17 protein-coding genes are annotated in these 17,892 nt (G+C 36.7%); 10 read left to right on the forward strand and 7 right to left on the reverse strand.

Annotated features, from left to right (window positions below; all coding sequences use genetic code 11):
* Positions 1 to 16 precede the first annotated feature (16 nt).
* The 4 genes from ACUN28_RS25910 to ACUN28_RS25925 form a co-directional block, all read right to left on the reverse strand.
* Entirely contained in the window at positions 17 to 1,489 is a 1,473-nt protein-coding gene (locus ACUN28_RS25910) for a sodium:solute symporter family protein (RefSeq protein ID WP_000125904.1), read from the reverse strand.
* A complete protein-coding gene (locus ACUN28_RS25915) occupies positions 1,486 to 1,683 on the reverse strand; it encodes a DUF3311 domain-containing protein (protein WP_000719859.1) in 198 nt (65 codons plus the stop codon). Before ACUN28_RS25915 ends, ACUN28_RS25910 begins: the two co-directional genes overlap by 4 nt.
* Position 1,684: 1 nt before the next feature.
* Entirely contained in the window at positions 1,685 to 2,860 is a 1,176-nt protein-coding gene (locus tag ACUN28_RS25920) for an amidohydrolase (RefSeq protein ID WP_000382107.1), read from the reverse strand.
* 132 nt (positions 2,861 to 2,992) lie between these two features.
* On the reverse strand, positions 2,993 to 3,703 hold the full coding sequence (locus ACUN28_RS25925) for a C39 family peptidase (RefSeq protein WP_002108792.1): 711 nt from the start codon (positions 3,701 to 3,703) through the stop codon (positions 2,993 to 2,995).
* A 377-nt stretch (positions 3,704 to 4,080) separates the two neighbouring features.
* On the opposite strand from ACUN28_RS25925, the gene ACUN28_RS25930 reads away from it, so the two are divergent.
* From ACUN28_RS25930 to ACUN28_RS25965, 8 genes are all read left to right on the forward strand, one after another.
* Positions 4,081 to 5,496 (forward strand): amino acid permease, encoded by a 1,416-nt coding sequence (locus tag ACUN28_RS25930; protein ID WP_001076075.1) that lies wholly within the window; start codon positions 4,081 to 4,083, stop codon positions 5,494 to 5,496.
* 282 nt (positions 5,497 to 5,778) lie between these two features.
* Positions 5,779 to 6,657 (forward strand): cytochrome aa3 quinol oxidase subunit II, encoded by an 879-nt coding sequence (locus tag ACUN28_RS25935; protein WP_001176182.1) that lies wholly within the window; start codon positions 5,779 to 5,781, stop codon positions 6,655 to 6,657.
* Between the two features lie 33 nt (positions 6,658 to 6,690).
* On the forward strand, positions 6,691 to 8,625 hold the full coding sequence (gene qoxB / locus ACUN28_RS25940; protein ID WP_016089270.1) for a cytochrome aa3 quinol oxidase subunit I: 1,935 nt from the start codon (positions 6,691 to 6,693) through the stop codon (positions 8,623 to 8,625).
* Positions 8,626 to 8,638: 13 nt separating this feature from the next.
* Positions 8,639 to 9,241 carry a cytochrome aa3 quinol oxidase subunit III gene (gene qoxC, locus ACUN28_RS25945; RefSeq protein ID WP_000729314.1) on the forward strand — a complete coding sequence of 201 codons (603 nt, stop codon included), beginning with the start codon at positions 8,639 to 8,641 and terminating at the stop codon, positions 9,239 to 9,241.
* Positions 9,242 to 9,553 (forward strand): cytochrome aa3 quinol oxidase subunit IV, encoded by a 312-nt coding sequence (gene qoxD, locus ACUN28_RS25950; RefSeq protein ID WP_000531383.1) that lies wholly within the window; start codon positions 9,242 to 9,244, stop codon positions 9,551 to 9,553.
* A 267-nt stretch (positions 9,554 to 9,820) separates the two neighbouring features.
* Entirely contained in the window at positions 9,821 to 11,650 is a 1,830-nt protein-coding gene (locus ACUN28_RS25955) for a monovalent cation:proton antiporter family protein (RefSeq protein ID WP_000399985.1), read from the forward strand.
* A 53-nt stretch (positions 11,651 to 11,703) separates the two neighbouring features.
* Positions 11,704 to 11,961, forward strand: coding sequence for a DUF4022 family protein (locus ACUN28_RS25960; RefSeq protein WP_071743379.1), 258 nt, complete (start codon positions 11,704 to 11,706; stop codon positions 11,959 to 11,961).
* Positions 11,962 to 11,975: 14 nt separating this feature from the next.
* Complete coding sequence (locus ACUN28_RS25965) at positions 11,976 to 12,413, forward strand: GNAT family N-acetyltransferase (RefSeq protein ID WP_000633763.1); 438 nt, start codon at positions 11,976 to 11,978, stop codon at positions 12,411 to 12,413.
* A gap of 39 nt (positions 12,414 to 12,452) precedes the next feature.
* Here the strand turns inward: ACUN28_RS25965 and ACUN28_RS25970 are convergent, their stop codons facing one another.
* The 3 genes from ACUN28_RS25970 to ACUN28_RS25980 all read right to left on the reverse strand — a co-directional run bounded on the left by ACUN28_RS25970 (position 12,453) and on the right by ACUN28_RS25980 (position 14,516).
* A complete protein-coding gene (locus ACUN28_RS25970; protein WP_000706642.1) occupies positions 12,453 to 12,881 on the reverse strand; it encodes a hypothetical protein in 429 nt (142 codons plus the stop codon).
* A 4-nt stretch (positions 12,882 to 12,885) separates the two neighbouring features.
* Positions 12,886 to 13,086, reverse strand: a complete 201-nt coding sequence (locus ACUN28_RS25975) for a helix-turn-helix transcriptional regulator (protein ID WP_000301180.1) — start codon at positions 13,084 to 13,086, stop codon at positions 12,886 to 12,888.
* Positions 13,087 to 13,223: 137 nt separating this feature from the next.
* A complete protein-coding gene (locus ACUN28_RS25980) occupies positions 13,224 to 14,516 on the reverse strand; it encodes an NCS2 family permease (protein ID WP_016089271.1) in 1,293 nt (430 codons plus the stop codon).
* 265 nt (positions 14,517 to 14,781) lie between these two features.
* Here ACUN28_RS25980 and ACUN28_RS25985 point away from each other — a divergent pair, with 265 nt between their 5' ends.
* Positions 14,782 to 16,173, forward strand: coding sequence for an amino acid permease (locus tag ACUN28_RS25985; RefSeq protein WP_016089272.1), 1,392 nt, complete (start codon positions 14,782 to 14,784; stop codon positions 16,171 to 16,173).
* A 169-nt stretch (positions 16,174 to 16,342) separates the two neighbouring features.
* Positions 16,343 to 17,890 carry a hypothetical protein gene (locus ACUN28_RS25990; protein WP_016089273.1) on the forward strand — a complete coding sequence of 516 codons (1,548 nt, stop codon included), beginning with the start codon at positions 16,343 to 16,345 and terminating at the stop codon, positions 17,888 to 17,890.
* Positions 17,891 to 17,892 lie beyond the last annotated feature (2 nt).

Raw genomic sequence — 17,892 nt, forward strand, 5'->3', positions numbered from 1 at the left:
AGCTCTAGCACACGGATTACTTTTCTACTATTATATTGTCTGCTTTTATAGACACATTTTTCGTAAATCCACTAACGATAAACATCACAATCATATTCATTAACAATGCGACTATTCCTACATTTAAATCTTTTATATATTGAGGGAAATCAGGAAACATCGTAGCTATAGTTGAACCAGATAAAGTAATATATGCGACCACTAACAACCCAATCCCCATTCCTGCAATTGCACCTTGCTTCGTAATAACTTGACGTGGAAACAAACTACATACAAGTGCAGGGAAAAGTTGTGTCACTATACTGTATCCCATTAAAAGAAGAGCTCCTATTGTTTCTCCTCCTTTAAATGTAAACAATACTGCAACAAGTGTTACTACAGGCACAAATAATTTTGCTGCTTTAGCAACTTGTCTATCTGAAGCAGACGGGACCATTGTTCGGTAAATATTTTTCGCTAACAACGTAGATGCCGCCATAACAAGCATGGAACCTGGAACTAATGCTGTTAATACTCCCGCACTACCAATAATACCAATAAACCAAGGATCAAAAGTTTGAAGAGCCAGACGGAATAACGAAAGGTCTACATCCCCTCCCTTTAATCCAGGAACTTGCAGTATAGCTGCAAACCCTGCAAAGAACACGAAAAGTAAAACTAAAGAATACAGTGGCATAATGGCCGCATTTTTACGAAATACTTTTTCATTTTTTGCCGAGAAAGCAGAAGCGAATGTATGGGGCCACATATAGAAACCGAGAGCTGTTAATACAATAGTAGAAACAAACCAAGAAATGCTCATTCCTTCATCAGGTAAAGATAAAAATCCTGGTTTTGCTGCTTCTACAGCTTCAAACATCGGCTGAAATCCTCCGTAATAATGGTACGGTAAATATATACCCAAAAACATAACGATAAACAGTATCATAATATCCTTCAAAGCGGCCGTCCAAGCAGAGCCGTGTATACCTGAAACCATTACATATATCGTTATAACAATTGCGCCAATCCACACTGCGATAACTGGTGACACCCTTCCGTACGACGCTTCCGAAACGATAATTCCTAATCCTTTTAACTGTAAAACGAGGTAGGGGATAATCGAAATAACTCCAATGATAGAAACGATAATGCCAAGTGTCTGACTCCTATATTTCTTCACAAAAAAATCTGGCTGCGAAACAAGATTATGCTCTTTCGCATACTTCCAAATTGGCGGCAATAAAAAGTAAGATAAAATATAAGCTAATGCACCATAACCTAAAATATAGAAAGTAGGTGCTCCTTTACTATACGCCCATCCACTTCCACCTAAAAATGTAAACGTCGTATAAATTTCACCTGCCATAAGAAGAAAAACAAAAATAGTGCCAAATCCTCTTCCTCCAACTGACCATTGCTCTAAATTCATATCTTTTCCATGTTGTGCTCGAATTCCTAAAAATAGTGCGAGAAACAAAAATAAAATAATGATAAGTAATGCGGTCATTTTACATCCCCCTTATTAGCAGGATCAAATACGTACACAATCCCCATACAAAGAGACGTAATGAGCACTGATAATAATACCCAAAATAATAAAAATGGCATCCCTAATATGTAAGGAGTAACTGAATTAGCAAATACGGGTCCAACAACTAAACAAAAAACTGGAATAAGCGCTAATACGTGTATTTTCTTCATCTCATTCTCCTTTACTTATGAAATTCATAATCGATGATACAAAGACTTCCACGCCAATCGGTAATGCATCTTCATCAATCGTAAAACGAGGATGATGGTGAGGATATATAATTCCTTTCTCTTTATTTCCTGCTCCGATAAAAAAGAATGTCCCTGGCGCCTTTTGTAAAAACGCTGAAAAATCTTCTCCAGCCATCGTCGGCTGTAAACGAGTAACTCGTTCCCTTCCATAAAGCTGTAATGCTGTTTGCTCAATAATCTCTGTAACTTCATAATCATTTACTACTGGACGATATCCATATTCATAAGAAAACGTATATTTCGCTCCGTAAGCTTCTGTCACGTGCTTTACAATCTGTTCAATCCTTTTCACTGTTTCTTCTCGCAACTCATGTCTTAAACTCCGCACTGTCCCTTCAATCTCCGCTTGTTCTGGAATCACATTATGGGTTGTCCCAGCATGAAATTGCGTAACAGATACTACAAGGGAGTCCAACGGATTCGTGAGGCGAGATACAATTTGCTGCATTTGTGCAACAACTTGTGTGCCGATTGCAATACTATCAACCGTTTCATGAGGGATTCCAGCATGTCCACCTTTTCCTTCTATCGTAATTTTAAAAACATCTGGGGCAGCCATTGCAGGACCATAAATTACACCTACTTTCCCAACCTCTAACGACGCCCAAAGGTGAGCACCAATAATATAATCCACACCTTCCATTACACCTGCTGCGACCATTTCCTCTGCACCACCAGGAAAGTTTTCTTCAGCATGTTGGAATAGAAAACGAATCTCCCCTTTAATCTTTTCTCTTTCTTCTACTAACTTATGTACAACTCCAAGTAATATCGCTATATGTCCATCATGACCACATGCATGCATCACACCTGGGTATGTAGAAATAAAATCAAACTCATTTTCTTCATGAATAGGAAGAGCATCCATATCAGCTCGAACCGCAACTATTTTACCAGGTTGCTTACCAATCAACCTTGCCATTACACTATATTTAGTAGGTCTTGATACTTCTAAACATGGGATTTTCCGAAGTATATCGAATACAAACTGTGATGTTTTTTCTTCTTGAAAAGATAACTCTGGATATTTATGAAAATGCCTTCTCCACTCAATTAATTGATTTTTCGATAAAACCAGTTCCTTCGCAACATCCATTTCTCTTCTCCCCTTCTTCACCAAGTTAAATGTTATTATAACGTGAATCGTTAACTTTTAAAAGAATCTTCTGAATTTTCCGTTATATTAACTTAAAAATAAAAAGCCATCAAAAAGATGGCTTTTTCATTATTATAAAATAGTAATCGCTTGTTTCCCCATTTGCTCCCACGCCTTCTCAAACTCTGCTCGTGGAACAGCGAAACGTGGATTATTTTTTAGAGGATCATTTACATATACAAAGTTTTGATCGTATCCAACCACTACTACACTATGCTCAAAATATGTAATTTTCACTTCACCAGAACTTGTATTCCATGTTTCAAAACTACTTTCAGCTAGCGGCTTAAACGTTGTATTAATAATAACCCATACTGGAGAACCAGAACTAATTACCTTATATAGATCTTTCACGTCTCTATCTGTTAAATTAATTACTTTTTCAGGAACATATTTTTCTGCTAAATTAAAGATTGGTTTATTGTATACACCATATCCTGGTTCAGCTTTCGTATAAATATTTCCAACGAATCCCTCATAAGGATTTCCACGCAAACCATTTTGTTCAAATGGAACACGATGAATTTCACTAGCAAGTTGCATCTTATCTACTTGCACACCTTTATATTGTAACAACATAGCTAAGCTTGTCACTTCACATCCACGAGGTAATTCTGGTAACTGATTTATAAACGGAACATTTTCAATCATAGCCGCTTCTTTCATTTCAGATAGAAAGTCTAAGCGTAGCACTTGTGCCTTTTGTATAATCTTATCTTTCCCTATAAAAAACGCGGCAGCAAATATAATTCCAAAAACAAAAAGATATTTTAACTTTTTCATTTTAAACAAAACTCCATTAATTATTATTTTACAGACATACCTCCTATCATTGTACCTTTCTTCTTACTAGTTTGCTAGAAAGATTCTGTGAATTATTGTTCACACTTTTATCGTTTTAAAATTCTAATTATTTTTAATAAAAAGAAAAAACAATATACTTTTCTGAATTATTTTGCTAAAATCAAAATAATTAACATGGTGAAGATATTACCTTGTTAATAAACATTCTTATAGTATTTAGTCATAGTTCGTATTTTTACATACTCCATTCGTTTCATAATAAATAAGCCGAGTATGTGTCACATCCCCCACTAATGATTAAAAACTCGGAATGAAAAGCTGTCTATACATACAAGAAAATAACGGGGTGAGGGCATATGAATCAACAAGTAGAACAAACAGATTTAAAACGAACAATGAAAAGTAGACACTTATTTATGATTGCACTTGGTGGTGTTATCGGAACCGGCCTATTTATGGGCTCTGGTCAAATCGTCCATAACGCTGGTCCTGGTGGTGCTATTCTTGCATTTTTAGTCGGTGGATTTGTTATGTATTTAACGATGTTATGTCTTGGTGAATTATCTGTTGCTATGCCAGAAGCAGGTTCATTCCAAAGCTATGCAAGCAAATTTATTTCACCTGGTTTTGGGTTTGTTGTCGGTTGGATGTATTGGTTAAATTGGGCGGTTACAGTTGGAGTAGAGTTAACAACTGTAAGTATTTTAATGAAACGCTGGTTTCCAGACGTTTCTTCGTGGATTTGGTGTGTTACATTTGCAGCAGCACTCTTCCTTGTAAACGCTTTATCAGCAAAAGCATATGCAGAAGCAGAATTTTGGTTCGCAAGTGTAAAAGTCGCAACTATTGTTGTTTTCATCGTACTCGGTGGTGCAGTTATGTTCGGTCTACTAGACTTTAACGGAAAGCCAGCTCCAATGCTTCACAATTTCACTGAAAATGGCGGATTATTTCCAAATGGTGCATTAGCTGTTCTTCTTACGATGATTACAGTAAATTACTCCTTCCAAGGAACAGAATTAATCGGAATTGCTTCGGGAGAAAGTGAAAATCCCGAAAAAACAATCCCTAAAGCAATCAAAAATACCATTTGGCGAACTCTCTTCTTCTTCGTCCTAGCAATATCAGTTGTTGTAGGTTTACTCCCGTGGCAAGAAGCTAATCTAGTCGAAAGTCCATTTGTACTTGTATTTGATGTGGCTGGTGTTCCATATGCAGCAGACATTATGAACTTTGTTATTATTACAGCGGTATTATCCGTAGCCAACTCTGGCCTATATGCAAATTCTCGTATGCTTTGGGCGATGGCAAAACAAGGAATGGCAAGTCCAGCTTTTACGAAGTTAACTAAAAAAGGTGTGCCACTAAACGCATTAATTTTCAGTCTGATCTTTGCAAGTTTGTCTCTATTAACAAGTATATTTGCGGCAGATACTGTCTTTTTAGTTTTAACATCTATTGCAGCTATGGCCGCTGTCGTAGTTTGGATGTCAATCGCAGCTTCGCAGTTTTTCTTCCGTAGAAACTTCTTAAAAAACGGTGGGGACATTAATGATTTAAAATATCGCACACCACTTTATCCAATAGTTCCAATCGTAGCATTCTCACTCAATTTCATTACATTTGTTAGTTTAGCTTTCATTCCAGATCAGAGAATCGCTCTTTATTGCGGTATTCCATTTATGATCATTTGTTACATTTTATATCAAGTTAAATATAAAAAAATTGTCACACTTGAACAACAAATAAATATAAAACAAGAAATAAACTAAATATACAAAATATTCAGCTATCTTCCTTATAATAAGATAGCTTTTTTCTATTTATTGGATATCTTGGTATAACTTTATTTATCTTAAAATTTTCACAATCACGTTTTTCATTGGAAAATAGTTTACAATGTTATCAAGTTACAAATGATATTCACCTTAAAAAGTGTGCATTTGTGTCTATTTTTTAACAATATCGCAAAAACTATTGCCATCTATAAATTAATAGGTTTATATTGTTTTATTGGCATAGTTTCAATCCAAGGAGAAAGGAGATTTTCAATCGTGCAACTAAAGAAAACGTTTTGGAAGCTGGCTTCGCTTCTTCCGTTATCATTACTTCTGTTCCTAGGCGGCTGTGATAAGAAACTCGCAGTATTAAATCCGCAAGGACCTGTTGCAAAAGCACAGTATGATTTAATTGTTTGGTCATTCTTGCTTATGTCATTAATTATCGCAATTGTATTCATCTTGTTTACAGTCATCTTGATTCGTTATCGTGAAAAACCAGAGAATATGGACTACGAGCCACCTGAACAACACGGTAACACATTATTAGAAATTATTTGGACGCTTGTTCCTGTTATTATCGTTATCGCATTATCGATCCCAACAGTAAAAGCAACTTATGCTTCGGAAGAGGTTCCGAAAGAGTCCAAACATATTAAACCAGTTGAAATTTATGTTACATCTGCAAACTGGAAATGGTTATTCAGTTACCCAGAGGAAAAAATTGAAACCGTTAACTATTTAAACATCCCAGCTGGTGTACCAATTCAATTCAAACTGACTTCTGTCGGCCCAATGAATGCTTTCTGGGTACCAGAACTTGGTGGTATGAAGTACACAATGGATGGCATGATTATGGATCTTTATTTACAAGCTGATAAGCCAGGTTCTTACCTAGGCCGTAGCGCGAACTTCTCTGGTGAAGGATTCACTCACATGGAGTTCGAAGTTGAAGCAAAAACTAAAGAGAAATATGACAAGTGGGTTAAAGAAGTACAACAAACTGCTCCTAAACTAACAGAAGATAAGTACAACGAAATTGTTAAACCTGGTGTAGTTGGTCGTATGACATTCTCTAGTCACCACTTAAGTTATGTAGATCCAAAATCACTTGAATATTGTGATTACAACTACTACAAAAACAAAAAAAAATAATAGCTATAATTCCAACAGATTGGAGTGAACACAGTGAAGCTTGATGAATTCTTTGTCACAGGTGACCCGATTATTTACGGTGCAGACGCTTCTATCGTTCTTGTGACATTAGCAATCATTTTCGTACTAACAAAGTATAAAAAATGGAAATGGCTTTGGGACGAATGGTTAACAACTGTTGACCATAAAAAAATCGGCGCCATGTATATTATTTCTGCGGTTATCATGTTATTCCGTGGTGGTATGGATGGTTTAATGATCCGTGCACAGTTAACATTCCCAGAAACAACTTATTTAAACGCTGAACACTATAACGGAATCTTCACAACACATGGTACAGTAATGATTCTTTTCATGGCAATGCCATTCGTTATGGGATTAATGAACCTTGTAGTACCATTACAAATTGGTGCTCGTGACGTTGCATATCCGTTCTTAAATGCTTTAAGTTTCTGGTTATTCTTTGTCGGAGCAATGTTATTCAACATCGCTTTCGTAATCGGTGGTTCTCCAGACGCTGGGTGGACTTCTTACTTCCCAATGGCAGGTACAGAGTTTACTTCTGGTGTAGGAAATAACTACTACGCAATTGCATTACAGATTTCAGGTCTCGGTACGCTAATGACCGGTATTAACTTCCTTGTTACTATCTTAAAAATGCGTACACCTGGTATGACTTTAATGAGAATGCCAATGTTTACTTGGTCAATCTTAATTACAACAGTTATCATTATTTTCGCTTTCCCAGTATTAACAGTTGCTCTTGCATTAATGACATTTGACCGTCTATTCGATGCTCACTTCTTTACGATGGCGAGCGGCGGTATGCCGATGTTATGGGCCAACCTGTTCTGGGTATGGGGTCACCCTGAAGTATATATCGTTATTTTACCGGCATTCGGTATTTTCTCTGAAATCATTAGTACATTCTCACGTAAACGTCTATTCGGTTACAGTGCGATGGTATACTCAATGGTTGCAATTTCTTTACTGAGTTTCGTCGTATGGCTTCACCACTTCTTCACGATGGGTGCAGGTCCAGCGGTTAACTCCTTCTTCTCGATTTCGACAATGGCGATTTCGATTCCAACCGGGGTTAAGATCTTTAACTGGTTGTTTACACTGTATAAAGGACGTATTCGTTTTACAGTTCCAATGCTTTGGTCATTGGCATTTATTCCAAACTTCGTAGTCGGTGGGGTTACAGGGGTTATGCTTGGAATGGCAGCAGCTGATTATCAATACCATAACAGCTACTTCCTAATCGCTCACTTCCACTACGTATTAATTGCAGGTACAGTATTCGCTATGCTTGCTGGATTCACATTCTGGTATCCAAAAATGACTGGTCATATGTTAAATGAACGCCTAGGTAAATGGACATTCTGGATCTTTATGAGCGGATTCAACATCTGTTTCTTCCCAATGTACTTCTTAGGTTTAGACGGTATGACTCGTCGTATGTACACTTACTCTGAAAGTCTTGGATGGGGATGGCTAAACCAAATCGCATCTGTTGGTGCGGTAATGATGGGTATTGGCTTCCTACTTCTTTGCTACAACGTAATTTGGAGTGCACGTCACGGTGAACGTGACACAACTGGAGATCCATGGGATGGCCGTACACTTGAATGGGCAACTCAATCTCCTGTACAACATTACAACTTCGCGAAGCTTCCTGAAATTAAAGAAGCTGATGCTTTCTGGTACATGAAAAAACGTGGAGAAACAGTTACACCAGCAGCAGAAGATTTAAAACCAATTCACATGCCAAGTAACTCTGGTGTGCCTATTATTGCGTCTTTATTCTTCGGTCTTGCAGGTTTCGCATTAGTATTTAGCTGGTTCTGGCTTGCAGCAATCGGCGGCGTTGGTATTTTAGCTTGCTTAATCTATCGTTCATTCGATTATGACGATGGTTACTACGTAAGTGTTGATGAAATTAAAGAAACAGAACATATAGCATGAGAGGTGAAATGACATGGCGGCTTTAGATAAAAGCTTACCTTTGGAATATCAATCCGAACAAAGCAGATTGAATATCCTAGGATTCTGGATTTTTCTTGGGGCTGAAATTATGCTGTTCGCAACACTTTTCGCCTCTTATCTAGTCCTTGCTGGTCGTACGGCAGATGGCCCAACTCCAGCGCAACTGTTTGAACTTAAAACGCTTTTAATTCAAACATTACTACTTTTAACAAGTAGTTTCACATGTGGTATCGTAATTCACGAAATGCGTAAGCACAACCAAAAAGCAATGCTTGGATGGTTCATCCTTACATTACTTTTAGGTGCAGGTTTCCTATTCTTTGAAATCGAAGAGTTCATTATGTACATCGGTGAAGGCGCAACAATTCAAACAAGTGCTTTCCTATCTGCATTCTTCGTTCTTCTTGGAACGCACGGAGCCCACGTAACAGGCGGTATCATTTGGGCAACTTGTGTTATTATCCAAATTTTAAAACGAGGTTTAACACCAGTTACAGCTCGTAAAGTATTCATTATCAGCTTATACTGGCATTTCCTTGATCTTGTTTGGGTCTTTATTTACACACTAGTTTACTTGAACGGGATGGTGGCGTAAATGGGTCAAAATAACAACCAAGCAAACGGGCATGCGCATAGCGGATTCCCTTGGTCACACGTTTTCGGATTTATTTTATCGCTTGCACTAACGTTCCTAGCGCTATACGTGGCACTTTACACAAGCCTGCCACTTTCAACGATCTTAACAACTATTATCGTAATGGCTGTTGCGCAAGCGTTGTTACAATTAATCATGTTCATGCACTTAAAAGAAGGAGAAGGAAGAGTTCAAATTCTTACAATGATATACAGTTTCTTCGTTGCAACCGCAACAGTTGGTTTAACTGTATGGATCTTCTTCTCAATGTAATGTACATGAAAAGACTGCTGAGATTCCTCAGCAGTCTTTTTTTATCCCCATTAACGAGCAGTAAGACCCCCACGGATTAAAGTTTCACTTTATCCCCTCCCCTATTACATCCACATTACGGAATTAACAACAGAATCATGAAAAATATACTTATTATGACAAATGTTAAGAAAACTCTTTCTTTATGAAATCGAATCCATATGCGTTGCTTTTCTACCTATTATATGGCTAAATAGTTACTATATTTATTTGAAGGGAGAGAACGCAATGGAACATCACACTTCTGTTCTATCACTTATGGTTGTCGTTGCAATCGCGTTTTTCGTTCCCCTTTTGTTACAACGCTTTAAATTAAAAGCACTTCCTGTCGTTGTTGCAGAAATCATCGCAGGAATCTTTGTAGGTAAAAGTGGATTTAACATCATTGAGCCAGATATGTGGCTTCAAGTCTTATCAACACTAGGATTTATCTTCCTAATGTTCTTAAGTGGTCTAGAAATTGACTTTTCGATCTTTAAACAAAAAGGGAAAAAGAATACGACAAACGAACCAAACACATTCCAAGCAGCAAGCATTATCTTCTTATTTATTTTCATCTTATCTTATGCTCTATCATTACTATTCGTATGGCTAGGATTCGTAGATAATGCAATGTTTATGACTTTAATTATTTCAACTATTTCTTTAGGTGTTGTTGTACCAACATTAAAAGAGAATAACTTAGGAAAAACGGCAATCGGACAAATCATTTTATTAGTTGCTGTTATTGCAGATTTAGTTACAATGATTTTACTCGCTGTATTCGTCGGATTAAATTCCGAAAGCGGCCAAAGCATGTGGCTCCTTCTTCTTCTATTCGGTGCTGGTATTGTTATTTACTTCGTTGCAAAACGCTTTAAAAACATTCCATACTTAGATAGCTTAAAAGCTGGTAGTGTACAAATTGATACACGAGCTGTTTTTGCACTCATCTTAATATTAGTCGGGTTATCTGAATCTGTTGGAGCTGAAAATATTTTAGGTGCCTTCTTAGCGGGTGTACTTGTATCGTTATTATCACCAAATGAAGATATGGTTGAAAAACTGGATTCCATCGGCTACGGTTTCTTCATCCCTATTTTCTTCGTAATGGTTGGTGTAAATTTAGAGGTTTGGTCTATTTTCAAAGAACCTTCTAGTATGCTCATGATCCCAATTTTAATTGTGGGACTCTTTATTTCAAAACTGTTACCATCACTCGTCTTACGAAAATGGTATCCACGTAATATCGTACTGGGAAGTGCCATCTTATTAACATCGACACTCTCTTTAGTTATTGCAGCTGCACAAATTGGTGAAAAACTAGGAATCATCAGTCCAAGTTTATCTGCTTCCCTTATTTTAAGCGCAGTTATTACTTGTATTTTCGCACCTATATTATTTAAAAAGATGTTCCCGAAAGTAGAAACACCAAAACCAAAAGTTTCTATTATTGGTGCGAGCAGAATTACACTTCCATTATCACTTGATTTAAAACGAGAAGATTATGACGTGACACTATATATGATGCGTCAAAATAAAATAAATGATGAGGAAGCGAAATCGCATGACTTCCCTATCGTGAAATTAGATGACATCACAATTGCATCATTAACTGAACAAACAGCGTTTCATGCAGACCGCGTTGTTGTTGCAACAAGCGATGATGAACAAAACTTATTATTAGCAGAACATGCAAAGGAGCTAGGTGTTGAACATGTTATTGCAAGTGTAGAAGATCCACTTCTACAAGAAAAAGCAACGCAAGAACATATCGCCGTATTCTCAACAATTAACTCTACACGTATTCTATTACGTGCACTAATTGATAAACCGAGTCTCGTTCGCTTAATTACAACAGCAAACGAAACAGTCCGTGAAGTGGAACTACGGAGTAATAAATATAACGGCGTTGCACTTCGTCGCCTTCCATTTTTAGGCGATGTACTCGTCATTCAAATTTATCGTGGGAATAAAGCATTAATCCCACATGGTGATACAAGCCTACAGCACGGCGATACATTACTTGTAACTGGCTCAAAAGAACACATCGATACACTTAAAAGCATATTAGAATAGAAAAATGCCCCTCACATAATTGAGGGGCATTTTTTTCCATTTTATATGGTAAAATGTTACTATCATATATTATGAGGATGGATCACATTATGTCTATTGTAACTTTAGCTCTCTTATTATTAGCGGAAGTACTCGTTGCCATTATTCTCATCGGTGTTAGCATTGAAATTTGTAGTTACGGATGGAAAAAATCAAATGGAATAAAATACTCTTGCCTCCTACTTTCACTCCTTCTCGGAACTGCTAGCATACTCGGACTTTTCGCCGCACCTGCCTATTTCTTTATACAACTAACAGAAAAAGCCTTATAGGAAAGGATGTTAATATGATTACTGTGAAAAATATTGATGGATCTGAAACTTACGTATTACGTCAAAAAATTTTACGCCCGAGTCAAACGTTAACAGATTGTAAATACTCTTCCGACTATGAAACAGATACCTTTCACTTAGGCGCATTTATAAACGATGAACTTATTAGTATCGCTTCCTTCTCAAAAGAAATATACCCTGACTTACCAGCAGGTATGCATTATCGTCTACGAGGAATGGCAACATTACCTGAGTTTCGCAATAACCGTGCTGGAAGCTCATTAATTCAGAAGGCGGAACAAATCTTGCAAGAACGTCAAGCAAATATTTTATGGTGTAATGGCCGAGTTACTGTAGCTGACTATTACAAGCGCTTAGGCTTTCAGGAACATGGTGAGATATTTGAAATTGAACCGATTGGCCTTCATAAAGTACTGTATAAAAAGATATAAGAAAAGCTTTCCGCAGTATGGGAAAGCTTTTCTTATATTTCAATCTTCACTTTTTATTTTTTTCATATATATGTATATAAACAAACTAGGAACTAAAAAACAAGCAAACATAATAAGCCCTGTCATACTAATTTCCTTTATCGAAATATCTGGTGTTACAATAATACAAATAGCTAAAATCCCAATAACAATACCTACTGGAATGAATAATAACTTCATAAAATAACTGCGCGATACTCCCCCTGTATGCTCATACACTTCCACTGAATTTTTCAGATTTAAAAAGTTTATAACTATTATCCCGCCCATAAATACCATTAATAAATCCGAAACACTTTCATATCCTGCACCTTGCAAAACGTAGCGATAAAAAACAATACCTAGTATGATAATATTTTGTAAGATAAAAACTAATCTAATATGTTTTAGCCCCTCAATCATTAAACGTTCATCTTTCACGATTTTCATCCCCTCACTCCTTGTCCTCCCAAAACAAATCATTCAATGTTTTATCTACCGCATAACAAATTTTCAAACATAAATCTAAAGACGGGTTGTATTTCCCCTTCTCAATTAAACTAATCGTTTGCCTTGTAACGCCTACTTTTTCTGCTAATTGTTGCTGTGTTAAATCTAACTGAACACGCGCGACTTTTATTTTACTTACAGCCATTCATGTTCCTCCTCTACTCTTAGTGTAACATATATATTCCATTAAGTAATTTATAATTTACGTAATTGATTTAAGTTTCACTTTATTATACACAAAAAAGGAGCCTCTCATAAGAAGCCCCCTCTCCTATATCTATATTATAAGAATAAATGACATCCAAATAAAATTGTAAATAAGTATAGTAACGGATGTACTTCCATCCCTTTCCCTTTCACAATTTTTAAGACTGGATACACTAAAAACCCAATCGCAATTCCATTCGCAATACTAGACGTTAACGGAATACCAACGAAAATTAAAAATGCTGGTAATGCATCTTCAAATTCATTCCAATTAATATCACGAAGACTTTGTGCCATTAAACTACCTACAATAATTAATGAAGGAGCTGTAATAGCGGCTACACTTGATAGAGAAGCAATTACAGGGCTGAAGAATGCCGTTATAATCGTTAGACCGACAACTACAATACCTGTTAATCCTGTTTTACCACCCGCGGCAATACCAGCTGACGATTCAATCGTCGCTGCTGTTGGGCTTGTTCCAAAGATAGAGCCTGTAGTCCCGCCGATTGCATCTGCAATAAACGCTTTACCAAAACGTTTCTCTGTATTATCTGTAATTAAACCTGCTTGTTTAATTAAACCGAGTAATGCACCTGTTGTATCAAATAACAGTACAAGTAAAAATGAGAATACAACGCCATATAATCCGTATTCAATTACATCTGAAAAGGCGTTAATTGGATTTGAAACGATAATACCCTCTGGTAAATGAGGCATCGCAACAATTTTATCCGTGAACTTCAGTTGCCCTGTAAAGAAGGCGATAGCTCCTGTCACAATCATACTAATAAATAATGCACCGCTCACACGCAATGCCATTAATACCGCCGCTAATATTAAACCAATTAGAGTTAAAATAACAGCTGGAGAATGGAAGTCACCAATCGTAACTAAGTTAGATGGATGATCAACGATAATTCCAGATAGACGTAATCCAATAAAAGCAATAAATAACCCAATTCCACCTGCAATCGCATGTTTTAAACTGTCAGGAATTGCGACAATTAGCTTTTGCCTAAATGAAGTGAAAGATAATAAAAGAAAAATAATACCTGTTACAAATACTGCTGAAAACGCAATGACATATGTAATCCCCTCTGCCTGTTGAACAACAGAATAAGCAAAATACGCATTCATTCCCATAGCTGGAGCAATAACAATTGGATAGTTAGCTAAAAATGCCATACATAGCGTCCCTACAACCGTCGCAATAATAGTTGCCGTAAAAGCTTGATCAAATGGTACACCTGCATCAGATAATATTTTCGGATTGATGACAAGAATATACGCAAATGTAAAAAAAGTTGTGATGCCAGCTAAAAGCTCTTGCTTCACAGAAGTGTTATATTTTTGTAATTGAAACATGGTTATGTACCCTTCCTACATCTGAATTATTATCACACATTCTTTTCTTACTAGTATGTGAGAAAATATAATACTTAATCTTAACAATCAATAAAAAGAAGAGTCAATATATTCACTAATAGTTCGAATTTTAAGTTTAAGTCTGACAAGTACAGATGTAGTACAGCTCGTCACGATTATTTTTGTAGCATAACAGATAAAAATGTTTTATAATTTGAAATAGTTAAATATTTAGGTAGCTCATTCTACAAGGGGGATTCTTCTTATGCAGCACACAAACAAATCTGGAACTTTAAACCGTGGTTTAAAAGAACGACACATTACTTTAATGTCACTCGGTTCAGCTATTGGCGTTGGACTATTTTTAGGATCCGCTTCTGCTATTAAGCTAGCTGGCCCTTCTATTCTACTAGGTTATATGATCGCTGGACTCGTTATTTTTTTCATTATGCGAGCACTCGGAGAAATGGCAATTGAACAACCTGTTGCCGGTTCTTTTAGTAAATATGCTTATGATTACCTTGGACCACTAGCTGGCTATATTACCGGTTGGAACTACTGGTTCCTATGGGTTGTTACTTGCATGGCTGAAATTACGGCAGCTGGCATTTACATGCAGTACTGGTTCCCAGATATCCCACGCTGGACTTGGGCTTTACTCGCTCTATTATTAATGAGTGCTTTTAACTTCTTATCCGTAAAAGTATTTGGGGAACTTGAATTTTGGTTCGCTCTCATCAAAATTGTCACAATTATCTGTATGATAATTGTTGGAGCTGGTATTATTTTATTCGGATTCGGAAACGGCGGTATCGCTACCGGCATTTCAAACCTTTGGTCACATGGTGGCTGGTTCCCAAATGGTTTTTCTGGGTTACTGCTCTCTTTACAAATGGTGTTATTCGCTTATTTAGGCGTTGAATTAATCGGTGTTACAGCGGGTGAAGCTCAAAATCCGAAAAAAACACTCGCAAAAGCAATCGATAACGTATTTTGGAGAATATTACTGTTCTACGTTGGGGCTCTATTCGTTATGATGGCAATTTATCCATGGAACGAACTTGGTGAGAAAGGAAGTCCATTTGTATTAACATTCCAGCAAATCGGTATCGCAAAAGCAGCAGGTATTATTAACTTTGTCGTATTAACAGCAGCTCTTTCTTCTTGTAATGGCGGTCTATTTAGTACAGGCCGTATGCTATTTACATTGGCACAGCAAAAGAAAGCACCTGAAAGATTCGGTCGTTTAAATAAAAACGGTATTCCGAGTCAAGGAATTGTAGCAACTGCTATCGTTTTACTCATTGGCGTTATATTAAACTATCTCGTACCTGCAAAGGTATTTACATGGCTTACTAGTATTTCAACTTTCGGGGCAATTTGGACTTGGGGCATCATATTAGTCGCTCAAATTAAATTCCGTAAAGGATTGCAAACTGATAAAAAGGACAAGCTAACATATAAAATGCCTTTACATCCATTAAGTTCATATTTCTCACTCGCTTTCCTTGCACTAGTATTAGGTATAATGGCGTATTCAGAAGATACAAGAATCGCATTGATTGTCGGCCCAATTTGGCTTATTGGTTTAGCTATCGTGTATTACATGAAGGGATTTCATAAAATTGATGAAACACCTAATTCAAAAATTAGTTAAGTCCAAAATCTCTTCCTATTTACTAGGAAGAGATTTTTTCATTATTCTAACAAATATTTTTCAATTAAATTAACGCTATCTTTACACTATTTAATATTTTCTATCTTTCTTTCCACCCAAAAATAGATTACATTATTAAAGCAAATATTTTTATTAGGGGGATTCTTCTATGAAGAATAAAAAATGGATTACATTTTCTTTAGCAACAGCAATTACACTAAGTATAGGAGCCTCGTTCATTCCGTCTACTTATGCCGAAAGCTCAGTAGACCCAGCTCCTGAAATTGCTGCAAAAGTTGTAAATCAAAATAACGGGAAGAAAGTATTATTCGATAATACACACGGTCAAACTGCCGGGACAGCTGACTGGGTTATCGATGGCGGCTTTTCTGACTTCGGAAACGGTATTGCCCAAAACGGATATCATGTAAAAGAACTTCGTAAATCAACACCTATTACGTACGAAGATTTAAAAGACTACAATGTTTTTATCGTTCCAGAAGCTAATATTCCTTACAAGAAATCTGAACAAGATGCAATGTTACAATATGTGAAAAGTGGCGGAAGTATTTTCTTTATTGCCGACCATTATAATGCAGATCGTAATAAAAATCGTTGGGACTCTTCTGAAGTATTTAATGGATATAGACGTGGTGCTTGGGATAATCCAGCAAAAGGAATGTCTAACGAGGAAACAAATTCACAAGCTATGCAAGGAGTAGAAAGCTCTGATTGGCTATCTGACAACTTCGGTATTCGCTTCCGCTATAATGCTATTGGTGATGTTTCAGCTAAAAACATTGTATCACCGGCACAATCATTCGGAATTACAGAAGGGGTTTCATCTGTAGCAATGCATGCTGGTTCTACTCTAGCAATTACAAACCCAAAACTAGCAAAAGGCCTTGTGTATCTTCCAGAAAACCCATCAAAATGGAATAACGCTGTTGATAGCGGTGTTTATAACAGCGGTGGTGTTGCAGAGGGTCCTTATGCCGCTATCTCAAAAGTAGGTCTTGGAAAAGCTGCTTTTATTGGGGACTCTTCTCCTGTTGAAGATGCTACGCCAAAATACGTCCGTGAAGACTCTGGTCAAACAAAGAAAACTTACGATGGCTACAAGGAAGAAAACGATGCTATCTTACTAGAGAATATCGTAAATTGGTTATCGAAAAAAGAGACATTTACAAGTTTAGATCAAGTTAATGGTTTACAACTTGATCTACCTACTGCTTTACAAACATTCGAACAACCAAGCTTATCAACAGAACCACAACCTGAACCTTGGAGCGCGCCAAATGCAGGTTATCAATGGTTTAATACAAATACTTTCAAACCAGGTTCATATGGTTATAACGGTGCGGTAACAGCAAGCGACTACGTAGTTACACACCCTAGCACTCTACCAAACAATGAAGTGTTCCAAATAAAAATTCAAGTAAATAACTTATTACCAAACACAACATACAATAATTACTCTTTAGGTATATTTACTACTGGCGGTACACAAGTAGCAAAGGTTCAAAATACAAATGGTACTTGGCCATCTACTTTTGGATATAGTAGTGCATTCTCTTTCACAACAAACAGCTTAGGTACTGCTGAGAAAATTGTGAACGTACAAATCGATTCAAATACAGCTGGACAAGCAACGCTTCGTCTACGCCAAAATACGACAGCGAAATACAATGAAGCTGTAATAATTAATAAGAAATAATG

The sequence above is a fragment of the Bacillus sp. WC2507 genome, from assembly GCF_052656125.1.